Raw genomic sequence first — 13,276 nt, 5'->3', positions numbered from 1 at the left:
GGGAGCTGTCGAGCCCTGGCGAGGCTGCGATGGCGGTGGGTCAGGCGACATCTTCGGTGCATGTGTTGCCGCTATCGCAGCCTCGCTGGGGCTCGACAGCTCCTACAGGGGATTGGCGGTGGGCCGGAGTCGAACCCTGCCTGGCCTCACGCCTCAATCAATGGCAATAACTCCTCCGCCCAGGCCAGCCAGCTTTCTTCGAGCATGATTCCGCGCCGCAGCACCACGTATTGCAGGCGCTGTGCGTGGGTCAACGAAGCAGACGAAAAGTCGCGCTGTTCAATCTGCCGATATGTCTCAAGCATGGCCTGGTGTTGCTTGAACAGGCGCAGCACTTCCTCACGCAGGCCCAACGGCCCGATGACCGCCTCGGCACGTAGCTTGATCAGCAGTGCCTGGCTCTGGTCCCCCGACTCTTGCGGCTCGCCCGCCCAACGCTGCAACTCTTCGCGCCCCGCAGGTAGCACCTGGTAGATTTTTTTGCGCCGCTTGTCGGCCTCGGGACAGTCCTGCGCCATGAGCCAGCCGGCCGTGACCATGCGCCCCAGCTCACGATAGATCTGCTGATGGGTGGCCTGCCAGAAGTAACCAATGGAGCGGTCGAACCGATTGGCCAGCTCATACCCCGTCGAGGGCTTTTCCAGGAGTGAGGTCAGGAGTGCGTGTTGGATGGACATGGGGCGCAGTCTATCTCCGTGGTTCTGGAGCGGGCGAGCATGAAGTCGATGAACGTCGATGTCGCGCGAGTGTGGTGGTGGTCGGGCATGTAGAGCATATACATGTTGGTGCCGAAGATGCTCAGACGCCAGGCGTCCAGTGCGGTAACCAGCGTGCCCTGGCGTACGTCGTCCTGCACCAGGTAGTCCGGCACCAGCCCTACGCCCAGCCCGGCCAATACGGCTTGGCGCAGGAACAGAAAGTTCTCTGAAATCAGGGTGGGCTCCAGCAGTACCTCATGGCGCTCATCGTCCAGGTACGCAGCAACGCGCAATTGTCGGCCGACCACCGCCGCGGTAATCAGCGGTGCGGTGCGCAAGTCGCTCAGTTGTCCGGGCACGCCATGTTCCCGGGCATAGGCCGCCGAGACGCAAGCCACGTAGCGCAACACGCCCATGTCCCGAGCTACCAGGTTTTGCGGCGGCTCGGACATGACCCGTACTGCGATATCCACTTCATCGCGCATCAGGTCTTCGACGCGATTTTCGAACATCACATCCAGCACGATCCCCGGGTACAGCCGCTTGAAGTCCAGCAGCCAGTCGGCCATCACCCATTGCCCGTAACCGCTGGGCACACTCACCCGCACCCTGCCCTGCAAGCTCTGGCCCAGCGATGAGACCGACTCTTGCGCCGCCAGCAGTTCATTGCGAATGGCCCGCCCGTGCTCATACAGGCGCAGGCCGATCTCGGTCGGCTCAATGCGGCGCGTCGTGCGCCGCACCAGTTGCAAACCGATCGACTGCTCCAGGCGGCTGAGGTGGTAGCTGATATTGGCCCGGCTGACTTTAAGTCGCCGTGCGGCCTCGCTGAGGTTGCCTGCATCGATGATTTCGACCAGCAAGGTAAGCGACTTGAGGTCCATGGGGATCACTGTCAAAGGATTTTGAACAGCCTGTCAATCAGGGCTGTGATTGTCAATGAAGCTTTGCCTTCCGATAATCCTTGGGATAACCAGCCACTGAGCACAACAGGTGAAACCATGGGTGAACCGATTCTTGTGGGGCGTGAAGGTGCTGTCCTCGTGCTGTCCAATAACAACCCCGCCGCACGTAATGCACTCACGCCCGAGTTCTATGCCGCATTGCCCCAGGCCCTGGCCCAGGCCGAGGCAGACCCGTCGATTGGCGCCGTGGTGCTGACCGGGGTTGGCGGCCATTTCTGCGCCGGCGGCGATCTGCATCGGCTGGCATTGCGTCGGGCCATGACGCCAGCGGAGCGCCGGGTCAATCTTGAAGGCCTGCATGACCTGATCCGCGCGCTCCAAAATTGCAGCAAGCCGGTGATTGCCGCCGTCGAAGGCGCCGCCGCCGGCGCCGGCCTATCGATTGCGTTGGCTTGCGACATGCTGGTCGTGGCGCGTAACGCGGCGTTTTCGGTGGCCTACGTCAAGGTTGGCCTCACGCCCGATGGTGGTGCCACGGCGTTCCTCGCCGAATTTGTTTCGCGCCAGGTACTGACGCAACTGTGCCTGACAGGTGAGCGTATCAGCGGTGAACGCTTGCATGCCTTGGGCGCGGTCAATGCGCTGACCGAACCCGGTGACGCGCTCCCGGCAGCCATCATCCTGGCAACCCGGATTGCCGCTGGCCCACAGCGAGCAATGGCACGCATCAAGACCCTGTGCCGCCAGGCCAGCCGCACGACCCTGGAACAACAGCTGGAGCTGGAGGCCAACCATATGGTGGTGTCCATGGGGGACGATGAAGCTGCCGAAGGGATTGCCGCATTCTTTGACAAACGCCCCGCAGACTTCAACGGCTTACGAATAACCGATCAATAGTTCCGCATAGCGAAACACGATTCCATATATTTGACATGCAGCCGCATTGCGTGCAAATCTCCAGCGAGATGGCACCGCCATACCGCCCGCATATCGATTAACCCAGACTCATAACAATAGGGTTTTAGAATGTTCAACCGTCACCTGCCCCATTGGCCGGAGGGTGCGCCCCACCACCTGACACTGCCGGATACCAGCCTGTTCTGTAACCTGGAAATCTCTGCCCGGCGTTATCCGCAAAAGACCGCGATCATCTACTACGACACCCTCATCACCTACGCCCAGTTGCTTGATGAGGTCGAGCGGCTGGCCGGGTATTTCCAATCCCAGGGGGTCAAGCGCGGGGACCGAGTCCTGTTGTTCATGCAGAACTCGCCGCAGTTCATCATCACCTACTACGCCGCGCTGCGCGCCGATGCCATGGTGGTACCGCTCAACCCCATGAGCCGCGCCAGCGAGCTGGAACACTACCTGCACGATACTGACGGCGAGATCGTCGTCTGCGCCCAGGATCTCGCGCCGTTTGTCACGCCGCTGCTCGGCCGCTTCAAGCTGCGCCACGTATTGACCACGGCCTACTCAGAGTACCTGCGTACACCCACCGACCTGCCCCTGCCGCCCGAGTTGCTGGCCCCGGTTGAAACGGCAACGTTGCCGGGTGTGACACGCTGGCAGGCCGCCCTCGATTGCGGGCAACGCCCCGGCCCCCACCTGAGTGACGCCGACGATCACTGCGTGATGCCTTATAGCTCAGGCACCACCGGCGTACCCAAGGGCTGCCTGCATACCCATGGGTCGGTGATGGCGACAACGGTGCACCGCCAAGCCTGGACCAACCGCAATTGCGAAGACGTGGTGCTGACCACCCTGCCGCTGTTCCATGTCGCCGGTATGCAATCGTCGATGAACGGGCCGATTTTCAGTGGCGCCTGTGTGGTGGTCATGACCCGCTGGAACCGTGAAGTCGCCGCACAGTTGATGCAGCGATATCGCGTCAGCAACTGGTCCAATATCGTCACCATGGCCGTGGATTTCCTGACCCAGGACGGGCTCGACCGCTATGACCTGTCGAGCCTCAACTACATTGGCGGCGGCGGCGCGGCGATGCCCGGCCCGGTCAAGGACAAGCTCAAGCAGTTGCTGGGCCTGGACTACATCGAAGGTTACGGCATGACCGAAACCATGGCCGCGACCCATATGAACCCCAAGGCGCGCAGCAAATCCCAATGCCTGGGCATTCCGGCGTTCGACGTCGACTCACGCGTGATCGACAGCACCACCGGCCTGGAGCTGGCGCCCCACGAAGTGGGCGAAATTGTCTGCCGGGGCCCGCAGGTGTTCAAAGGCTACTGGCGACTCCCGCAGGACACCGAAAAAGCCTTTATCGAACTGGAAGGTAAACGCTTCCTACGCACCGGCGACCTCGGCTACTACGATGAAGACGGCTACTTCTTCATGGTCGACCGCATCAAACGCATGATCAACGCCTCCGGCTACAAGGTCTGGCCTTCGGAAGTCGAAAGCCTGATGTACCGCCATCCGGCGATCAAGCAATGCTGCGTCATCTCCTCCCCCGACGCACGCCGAGGGGAAGCGGTCAAAGCCCTGGTGACCCTGCACCCCGGACAACAGGACACCACGGCCAGCGACATCATCGAGTGGTGCAAGGCCAACATGTCGGCCTACAAAGTCCCCGTCACCATTGAGTTTCGCGAGCACCTGCCGCAATCCGGTGCCGGCAAACTGCTCTGGCGCCAATTGCAGGATGAAGAATGGGCCGCCCACACCCCCTCCGTTACTGGCACAGGAAGCTGATTGATGTCTGACGCCGTTATTGTCTCCACCGCGCGTACCGCCCTGGGCAAATCTTACCGGGGCGCCCTGAACAACACCCACAGCATCGACCTGGCCGGCCATGTGATCCAACAGGCCGTGGCCCGTGCCGGAATTGATCCAGGGCTGATTGAGGATGTGATCCTCGGCGCGACGTTCCAGGAAGGCGCCCAGGGCAAGAACATGGCACGCCTGGCGGCCATCCGTGGCGGGTTGCCTACCACCACCGCGGGTTTGTCGATCAACCGTTTTTGCAGCTCGGGGCTGCAAGCCATCGCCCTCGCGGCACAACGTATCGTGTCGGAAAAAGTCCCGGCGATGATCGCCGGCGGCGTGGAATCCATCAGCCTGCTGCAAAACGACAAGCTCAATACCTATCGCAGTCAGAACCCCTGGCTGCTGGAGCACAAACCCGAGCTTTACCTGTCGATGATTGAAACCGCCGACATCGTTGCCCATCGCTACAACATCAGCCGCGAGGCCCAGGACGAATACGCCCTGCTCAGCCAGCAGCGCACCGCCGCGGCCCAGGCCGCCGGTTTGTTTGATGCCGAGATTGTTCCTTTCACCACGCACATGCTGGTCAAGGACAAACACAGCGGCGAGGTCAGCGAGCAGCCCGTCACCCTCACCCAAGACGAATGCAACCGCCCCTCCACCACCCTGCAAAACCTGGCCCTGTTGGAGCCGGTGCGCGGAGCCGGGCAATTCATCACGGCGGGCAATGCCAGCCAATTGTCCGATGGGGCATCGGTGTGCCTGGTCATGCACAGCCTCTACGCCGAACGCAATAACCTCGAGCCGCTGGGGATTTTCCGGGGTTTTGCCGTGGCCGGTTGCGAGCCGGACGAAATGGGCATTGGCCCGGTCTATGCCATCCCGCGCCTGCTCAAGCGCAACGGGCTGAAGATCGACGATATCGACCTGTGGGAGCTCAACGAGGCCTTCGCTTCGCAGGTGATCTACTGCCGGGAAAAGCTCGGCATTCCCTTGGAGAAGATGAATGTCAACGGCGGTTCCATCTCCATCGGCCACCCTTATGGCGTCACCGGCTCACGCCTGACCGGCCATGCCCTGATCGAAGGCAAACGGCGCGGCGCCAGATATGTGGTGGTGACCATGTGCATCGGCGGCGGGCAAGGCGCTGCCGGGTTGTTCGAGGTGGTCTGACGCAGAACCCGCGTGCGAAGCTGCATCTGTGTGGGAGCTTGCTCGCGAAAGCGGTGGGTCAGTCAGAATCTATTTTTCTGACCCGCCGCCTTCGCGGGCAAGCCCGCTCCCACAGGGGATCTGTGCCAGGCGCAGAGTCTTTGCCAACCCATCACATGGAGGAGCTGGCTTGCCTGGGCTACACAACTTTCAAAAACTGACGACTCACCCTGTGGCGAGCGGGCTTGCCCGCGCTGGGCTGCGTAGCAGCCCCACCCCAGGCACCGCGGTTGTTTCAGGCATACCGAGCCGGCAGGTTTTGGGGCGGCTCCGCCACCCAGCGCGGGCGATGCGGCGTTCCGACAAGCCCGCTCACCACAACAAGTCCGCATTTGCATGCAGTGGTTTCAGTCAAGCCGTTCGATCACGCAGGCAATGCCCTGGCCAATCCCGATGCATAGGCTCACCAATGCGTAGCGCCCTTGTTGGCGCTCCAGGCTGCGCAAGGCGGTCAGGGTCAAGCGGGCACCGGAGGCGCCCAGCGGGTGGCCGATGGCGATGGCACCGCCCTGGGCATTCAAGCGTGGGTCGTCGAAGGCCAGGCCCAACTCCTTGGCGCACCCCAGCACCTGGGTGGCGAAGGCTTCGTTGATTTCAATCACGTCCATATCCGCCAGGCTCAGCCCGGCACGCGCCAAGACTTTGCGAATCGCCGGTACCGGCCCCAGGCCCATCACCCGTGGTGCAACCCCCGCGACCGCACCGGCCACGATCCGTGCCCGTGGCTTGAGCCCGTGACGCTCACCGATAGCGCGGTTGCCCATAATCAGCGCCGCCGCGCCATCGTTGATCCCCGAGGCATTACCTGCCGTGACTACACCGCCCTCGAACAGCGCACCCAGACGGGCGAGCGCTGGCTCATCGGTGCTCGGCCGTGGGTGCTCATCGGCGACCACCGCCTTGGGCGGCAACTTGCGCCCCTGGGGCACCAGGACCTGCAGCAGTTCCTCCTCGTAAAAACCCTCGGCCAGCGCCTTGGCATACAACGCCTGGCTGCGCGCCGCGAACGCATCACTGTCGCCACGGCTGATACCCAGATCGTGCGCAATGTTATCGGCGGTCTGCGGCATGCTGTCGGCGCCGAATTCAGCCTCGATCCGCGGGTTGGGAAAACGTGCACCGATGCTGCTGTCAAAAACCTGGAACGCCCGGGAGAAGGCCGCCTCGCTCTTGCCCACGACAAACGGCGCACGGCTCATGCTCTCGGTGCCGCCGGCGATAAACAGCTGGCCTTCATCGCACCGGATCATCCGATTCACATCCAGCACCGCCGCCAGCCCCGAGCCGCACAAGCGGTTGACCGTCAAGCCACCGGTGGTCAATGGCAAACCCGCGAGCAACGCCGCGTTGCGGGCGACGTTGCGCGCATCTTCACCGGCCTGGCAGGCACAGCCCGCCACGACGTCTTCGTAGTCCTCGGCAGCGAACGGGCTACGCGCCACCAGGGCGCGGATGACCTCACCCAGCAAGTCATCGGGACGCACGCTGGCCAAGGCGCCGGCGCTGCGGCCAAAAGGTGTACGCAGGCCATCATAGATATAAGCAGACATGGTTATTGCTCCTGCACGGCAGAGGGTTGATCGGGAGTTTGCAGGCTCAGGCCCAACTGGACCCGGCGACGCAGCCAGGGGCTGGGACGGTAGCGCGGCTCCTCATAGCAGCCTTGAATGCCACGCAGCACCGCGAGGATTTTGTCGGCGCCATAGAACTCGGCGAAGGCCAGTGGGCCGCGCGGATAACCCAGCGCCAGCATCACCGCGCGGTCGAGGGTGGCCGGGGTGGCGATGCCGCGCTGGACGATTTCCGCTCCCAGGTTGGCCACGCTTGCCACTACCCGCTGGATGATGAAACCGGGTGAGTCATTGATCACTTCCACCGGTACCCCGTTGCTGCCCAAGGCCTGAACCGCCTGGGCTTCGAATGCCGGGTCCAGCGCAGGCTGGCGCATCAGCACCAGGCGTTTGGAGAAGTCGCAGAAGGTGTCCAGGGCCAGGGTACGCTCGGCGGGCAACCCTTGGCGCGCGATCACGCTGCTGGCATCTTCCCCCAGCGGGGTGATCAGGCAGATCGCATTGGCCGAGGGTTGAGCGGCCTCTTCGAGCATCGCCCCACTGGCGCCGAGCAAAGCCGCCACTTCACCCCTCACCTGCGCATCCTGGCTGTCGAGCCAGAAGCTGCGGTCAACCGACACATGCGCGCGTTTGGGCTGCGGCGAACGCAGTTGCTGGCCATCGACATAGCGGTAAAAACCCTGCCCATCACTCTTGCGCCCCAGCAAACCTGCGGCCACCCGCTGGGCCGCCAGGTAAGACGGGGTATAACGCGGATCACCATAAAACTGCGCGTAGATCGACTCCATCACGCCATGGGAGATGTCCAGGCCGGTGAGGTCAAAAAGCTCGAACGGCCCCATGCGAAACCCCGGGCCATCGCGCAAGATGCGGTCGATCTGCTCGAAATCGGCAATGTTCTCGCCAAGGATACGCAACGCTTCAGTGCCATAGGCACGACCGGCATGGTTGACCAGAAAGCCCGGAGTGTCTGGGGTCTGAGCCGCAAAGTGACCAGCCGCCTCGGCCAACGCACACAGGCGCTCCACCACCTGCACCTGGGTACGTTCGCCGCGCACTACCTCGACGATCTTCATCAGCGGTACGGGGTTGAAGAAGTGAAAACCGGCAACCCGCTCGGGGTGCTGGCATCCGCTGGCGATCTGCGTGACGGACAGCGACGACGTGTTGGTAGCCAATACCGCGCTCGGCGCAACGATGGCTTCCAACTGGCGAAACAGCTCTTGCTTGGCCTCCAGGTTCTCGACGATGGCTTCGATCAACAGATCGCAACCGGCCAAGGCTTCCAGGCTGGCAGCAGGCTGCATGCGCGCCAGCGTCTGCGCCAACTGCTCGGGGCTGAGCTTGCCCTTGGCCACCTGGCGCTCCAACAGGTCCTTGTTAAAGCTCAGCGCCTGTTCGACCGCTTCAGGGCGCACGTCATACAGCAGCACCTCACAGCCTGACGTCGCAAACACTTGAACAATGCCACGGCCCATGGCGCCGCTGCCAATCACACCGATACGTGAAAACATGGTTTCTCCGATTTTATGTTTCGCTGTGCAGAACCTAATTCCGTATTGACTAGAATACTAATTATTGTCAGGCTCAACTTCAATCTAAAAAAGGCTCTTTGCGGAACATACCGTGCATAGCAAGTGCCGCCGTTCACCCATAACAAAAAGAGAACACACCATGACCGTCTCACCACCCGCCGACCTGCAAGGCCTGTTCAGTGGATTCGCCGCGTACCTGGGCCTTGATCTGGTTGAATACGGCCAGGCGCAAACCGTCATCGCGCTGCAGGTGCGCCCCGAGCATCTCAACCAGGCCGGCAACCTGCACGGCGGTGTGATTGCCGCCATGGCCGACGCAGCGCTGGGCATGTGCGGCACCTGGAACATCGACCCGGACCTGTGGCGCTTGTCCCTGACCCTGTCACTGAACATCAACTACATGGCTCCCGCCCCCGCAGGCAGTCGGGTTCGGGTCGTCGCCCGGGTCCGGGGCGGCGGGCCGAAAATCTACATGGCCGCGTGTGATGTGCTCGATGCCGAGGACCACCTGTTGGCCAGCGCCGAAGGTGTGTTCAAGCGTAGCCGCCTGCGCCGCCTGCCCGCGTGAAGCTGACACGCCTGCTGCCACTGGCCCTGCTCTGCGAACTGGTTGCCCTGGGCACGCGTACCAGTGCGTTCAGCCTGATCGCGGCGCTGCTGTTCGGATTGTTTTTTATCCGCCACTGGCAGTCGCTCATGCCCTACCCTCGGCGCCTGGGCCTGGCGACGCTGGTGTTGCTCGCGATCTGGCTGGTCAAGGCCCCGCTGGATCTGCCCGCCGTCCAGCGCATGAGCAGCGCTGGCGCCTATTACGCAGCGTTCATTGGTGGATTGGGGCTGATGGGCTGCCTGGTCAAGCGCCTGCCGGCACTGCGGGAGGTGCATCGTTTTCTGTTGCGTGGACCACGTTCGCTGCTCTATCCGCGCTATCTGCTGGCCGCATTGGGGCTGGGGTCAATCCTCAGTTTCGGCATGCTCAACCTGATGTGCTCGACCCTGCACAGCTACCTGCAGCCGTTTGCGGCGGATCATCCGGGCCGGCGTGATGGCCAGCGCGGCGTGCTGACCGCTGCCATTCGCGGTTTTGCCCTGGTGCCGTTGGTTGCGCCGACCAGTATTGTCGTGGCGATCATCACCCGTGAAGTGCCGAGCCTGGCCTGGGCCGACCTGCTGCCTTACGGGGTGATCGCCACGGTGCTGCTCATGCTCATTGGCGCACGCACGGAAAACCGCCACTTGCAGACCCTGGTCGACGAATCACCCGAAATCCCCGCCGCGTCTCTCAACCCGCTGGCGCTCGGCACCGCCGTAGGCATTGGTGCGATTGTGGCGCTGGCCAGCCTGAGTTGGCTGAACATCACCCAGGCATCGCTGATGGTGGTGCCGCTACTGGTCAGCGGCTGGCTGTTCCTCGAAAGCCCGCGCAAGGCCTACGACGAATTGGCCGAGCATCTGGCGGGCATGCGTAATGAGATTTTTATATTTGGCTGTTCGGCGCTGTTCGGTGCGCTGTTCAATCAACTGGTTTCCCTGGAGCAGGTGGTGCCGTTGCTCGGTGGCTCCTCTCAGGTTTTCTGGGTGCAATGCATGGCGTTGCTGGGCGTGGTGGGGCTCGCCCTGGTCGGTATTGCGCCGATTATCACCCTGAGCATTTGTGCCGGCTTGCTGGCCCAATTGCAGGTGGCCGGCGTCAACCCACTGGGGCCTGCCGTCAGCCTGGTCTGCGCGTTTTCCCTGGCGATGCTGCTCTCGCCCTTTGGGCCTGCGGTGCTGATCCTGGCGCGCACGGCTGGCACCTCGGCGTGGACGATTGTCCTCACCTGGAATGGCCGTTTCGCGCTGATCGCCATTCCGGTGTTGCTGGCCCTGTCGTGGGTCGTGCAATGGTTCCACTAGCGGAACAGGATTCCGCTATGCTGCCACTTTGCGCGACTATATAAGTCGTTGCATTGAAATCGCGACGGTTACTGCCCACACTGCCGGGCATTATCGACTAACCTCTTCCACTGCCTGTCCGCTGCCCACACGAGCCTCCATGACTGAAGAAATCGAAACGCCCGAGAACGAACCCAAGGACCGGAAATTCGTCGAAGCCCTGAGTCGCGGTCTCGAAGTGCTGCGCGCGTTCACCCACGGCAACGTCACCCGTGGCAACCAGGACATTGCGCGGATTACCGGCCTGCCCAAGCCCACGGTTTCGCGCCTGACCTACACCCTGACGCAACTTGGCTACCTGAGCTACAACCAGGACGTTGAAAAGTACCAACTGGACTCTGGGGTGCTGGCCCTGGGTTACGCCTACGTCAACAACCTGCGGGTGCGCCAGCTGGGCAAGCCGCTGATGGACGAGTTCGCACGGCGCACCAACACCACCGTTGGCCTCACCTGCCGCGATCGCCTGTCGATGATCTACGTGGAAAGCTGCCGCCCACCCGACGTCGCCAGCCTGCGTATGGAAGCCGGTGTGCGCCTGCCGCTGAGCACCACTGCCGCAGGTCGCGCCTACCTGGCCGCCACGCCGGAAAACGAGCGGGCGCATCTGATCGGCGAAATAGCCAAGAAAGCCGGTGACGAATGGCCGGCCCTGGAAATCTCGTTGAATGAATCGTTCCGCGAGTATGAAGAGTTCGGTTTTTGCCTGTCCCTCGGCGAGTGGGACCGCAACGTCAACGCCGCAGGCGTTCCGCTGCGCCTGGCCGACGGCAGCATCATGGCCCTGACCTGTGGCGCGCCGAAGTTCCAGCTGCCTACCGACACCCTGCAAAGCTCCCTGGCACATCAACTGGTGATGTTGGCCAGGGACATCGAAAGCCTGGGCGCCTGATCGCCATTGCTCATGCAGGCGCGCAACTGATCGCGCCTGCATGAGCCATCTACAGGCTAGCGCTCAACGCGGGAACCGCCTCGAACAAGTCCGCCACCAGACCGTAATCAGCCACCTGGAAGATCGGTGCTTCTTCGTCCTTGTTGATCGCAACGATCACTTTGGAATCCTTCATACCGGCCAAGTGCTGGATCGCGCCGGAGATGCCGACGGCGATGTACAGCTGTGGCGCCACGATCTTGCCGGTCTGGCCGACCTGCATGTCGTTGGGTACGAAGCCTGCGTCGACCGCCGCGCGCGAAGCGCCGACTGCCGCGCCCAGCTTGTCGGCCAGGGCGTACAGGTGCTTGAAGTTGTCACCGTTCTGCATGCCACGTCCGCCGGAAACGACGATCTTGGCAGCGGTCAGCTCAGGACGGTCGGACTTGGCCAGTTCTTCGCCAACAAAGCTGGAAGTGCCAGCATCGTGGGCAGCAGCAACTGCTTCAACGGCAGCCGAACCACCTTCGGCGGCAACTGGGTCGAAACCGGTGGCACGCACGGTGATGACTTTGACGCCAGCCGTCGATTGCACGGTGGCAATGGCGTTACCGGCGTAGATCGGGCGCTTGAAGGTGTCGGCACTTTCGACCGAAACGATCTCGGAGATCTGGTCAACGTCCAACTGCGCAGCAACGCGTGGCAGGATGTTTTTGCCGTTGGAAGTGGCGGCAGCCAGGATGTGGCTGTAGCCAGAGCCTCCCGCCTCTAAACCAAGAGCAGCAATCAGAGGGGCAACGTTTTCCGGCAACTGGTGCGCGTAGGCAGCGTTATCGGCCAGCAGTACTTTGCTCACACCCGCGACTTTTGCTGCGGCTTCAGCCACGGCGCCAGCGCCTTGACCAGCGACCAGTACGTGGATGTCGCCACCGATTTTGGCGGCAGCAGCAACGGTGTTCAGGGTGGCCGGGGCCAGCACCTTGTTGTCGTGTTCGGCGATTACCAAGATAGTCATTATCAGGCTCTCCAATTCAAAGCACCTTCGCTTCGTTTTTCAGTTTCTCGACCAGTTCAGCCACCGACTTGACCTTGATACCCGCGCTGCGTGCAGCTGGCGCTTCGACTTTGACGGTCTTGTTGGTGGAGGCGGTGGAAACGCCCAAAGCATCCGGAGTCAGCACTTCGAGAGGCTTTTTCTTGGCTTTCATGATGTTTGGCAGGGACGCATAACGCGGCTCGTTCAAACGCAGGTCGGTGGTGACGATGGCCGGCAGTTTCAAGGAAACCGTCTGCGCGCCGCCGTCGATTTCGCGGGTCACGGCAACGCTGTCGCCGCTGACTTCGACTTTGGAAGCGAAGGTGCCCTGGCCGTAACCGGTCAGTGCAGCCAGCATCTGGCCAGTCTGGTTGTTGTCGCTGTCGATGGCCTGTTTGCCAAGGATCACCAGTTGCGGCTGTTCCTTGTCGACAACGGCCTTGAGCAGCTTGGCAACGGCCAGCGAGGTCAGTTCTTCAGCGGATTCGACGAGTACGGCGCGATCAGCACCCAGCGCCAGAGCAGTACGCAACTGCTCTTGAGCAGTGGATGGCCCTACGGAAACGACGACGATTTCAGTCGCAACGCGCCCTTCTTTTATAGAGAGTTCTTTCAGGCGTACGGCTTCTTCCACGGCGATTTCGCAGAAAGGGTTCATCGACATTTTGACGTTAGCCAGATCGACGCCGGAATTGTCCGCCTTGACGCGAACTTTCACGTTGTAATCGACCACTCGTTTGACTGCGACGAGGACTTTCATAGGGACTCCCTCAGAGTGAAAAATGGGCG

At 62.1% G+C, this 13,276-nt stretch carries 12 protein-coding genes; 6 read left to right on the top strand and 6 right to left on the bottom strand.

All coding sequences use genetic code 11. The annotated features are described in order from the left end of the window. Positions 1-146: 146 nt before the first annotated feature. Together C5F71_RS20045 and C5F71_RS20040 are read right to left on the bottom strand one after the other, a co-directional pair. The gene (locus C5F71_RS20045) at positions 147-677 is read right to left on the bottom strand and encodes a PadR family transcriptional regulator (protein ID WP_104911796.1); all 531 of its coding nucleotides are present in this window, start codon (positions 675-677) and stop codon (positions 147-149) included. Further along, a complete protein-coding gene (locus tag C5F71_RS20040; RefSeq protein WP_070996410.1) occupies positions 653-1,582 on the bottom strand; it encodes a LysR family transcriptional regulator in 930 nt (309 codons plus the stop codon). The genes C5F71_RS20045 and C5F71_RS20040 overlap by 25 nt, the downstream gene beginning before the upstream one ends. A 117-nt stretch (positions 1,583-1,699) precedes the next feature. On the opposite strand from C5F71_RS20040, the gene C5F71_RS20035 reads away from it, so the two are divergent. From C5F71_RS20035 to C5F71_RS20025, 3 genes are all read left to right on the top strand, one after another. After that, positions 1,700-2,500 carry an oxepin-CoA hydrolase, alternative type gene (locus C5F71_RS20035; RefSeq protein WP_104911795.1) on the top strand — a complete coding sequence of 267 codons (801 nt, stop codon included), beginning with the start codon at positions 1,700-1,702 and terminating at the stop codon, positions 2,498-2,500. A 129-nt stretch (positions 2,501-2,629) separates the two neighbouring features. Next, entirely contained in the window at positions 2,630-4,315 is a 1,686-nt protein-coding gene (locus tag C5F71_RS20030) for a long-chain-fatty-acid--CoA ligase (RefSeq protein WP_029299048.1), read from the top strand. Between the two features lie 3 nt (positions 4,316-4,318). Then, on the top strand, positions 4,319-5,503 hold the full coding sequence (locus C5F71_RS20025) for an acetyl-CoA C-acyltransferase (RefSeq protein WP_104911794.1): 1,185 nt from the start codon (positions 4,319-4,321) through the stop codon (positions 5,501-5,503). Positions 5,504-5,889: 386 nt separating this feature from the next. Here C5F71_RS20025 and C5F71_RS20020 read toward each other — a convergent pair whose 3' ends face one another. Next, complete coding sequence (locus C5F71_RS20020; protein ID WP_104911793.1) at positions 5,890-7,092, bottom strand: 3-oxoadipyl-CoA thiolase; 1,203 nt, start codon at positions 7,090-7,092, stop codon at positions 5,890-5,892. 2 nt (positions 7,093-7,094) lie between these two features. Further along, positions 7,095-8,627: a 3-hydroxyacyl-CoA dehydrogenase gene (locus C5F71_RS20015; protein WP_104911792.1), complete on the bottom strand. Its 1,533-nt coding sequence runs from the start codon at positions 8,625-8,627 to the stop codon at positions 7,095-7,097. A 160-nt stretch (positions 8,628-8,787) separates the two neighbouring features. On the opposite strand from C5F71_RS20015, the gene C5F71_RS20010 reads away from it, so the two are divergent. From C5F71_RS20010 to C5F71_RS20000, 3 genes are all read left to right on the top strand, one after another. Continuing rightward, the gene (locus C5F71_RS20010; RefSeq protein WP_092234306.1) at positions 8,788-9,216 is read left to right on the top strand and encodes a PaaI family thioesterase; all 429 of its coding nucleotides are present in this window, start codon (positions 8,788-8,790) and stop codon (positions 9,214-9,216) included. After that, positions 9,213-10,544 carry a hypothetical protein gene (locus C5F71_RS20005; protein WP_256587938.1) on the top strand — a complete coding sequence of 444 codons (1,332 nt, stop codon included), beginning with the start codon at positions 9,213-9,215 and terminating at the stop codon, positions 10,542-10,544. Before C5F71_RS20010 ends, C5F71_RS20005 begins: the two co-directional genes overlap by 4 nt. 139 nt (positions 10,545-10,683) lie before the next feature. Then, a complete protein-coding gene (locus C5F71_RS20000) occupies positions 10,684-11,472 on the top strand; it encodes an IclR family transcriptional regulator (protein ID WP_029299054.1) in 789 nt (262 codons plus the stop codon). Positions 11,473-11,521: 49 nt separating this feature from the next. Here C5F71_RS20000 and C5F71_RS19995 read toward each other — a convergent pair whose 3' ends face one another. Continuing rightward, positions 11,522-12,466, bottom strand: a complete 945-nt coding sequence (locus tag C5F71_RS19995) for an electron transfer flavoprotein subunit alpha/FixB family protein (protein ID WP_104911791.1) — start codon at positions 12,464-12,466, stop codon at positions 11,522-11,524. Positions 12,467-12,482: 16 nt separating this feature from the next. After that, positions 12,483-13,247, bottom strand: a complete 765-nt coding sequence (locus C5F71_RS19990) for an electron transfer flavoprotein subunit beta/FixA family protein (RefSeq protein ID WP_104911790.1) — start codon at positions 13,245-13,247, stop codon at positions 12,483-12,485. Positions 13,248-13,276: the final 29 nt, after the last annotated feature.

Source organism: Pseudomonas sp. LG1D9, from assembly GCF_002949995.1.
GTDB classification, from domain to species: domain Bacteria; phylum Pseudomonadota; class Gammaproteobacteria; order Pseudomonadales; family Pseudomonadaceae; genus Aquipseudomonas; species Aquipseudomonas proteolytica.
This window is presented reverse-complemented; position numbering and strand designations above follow the sequence as displayed.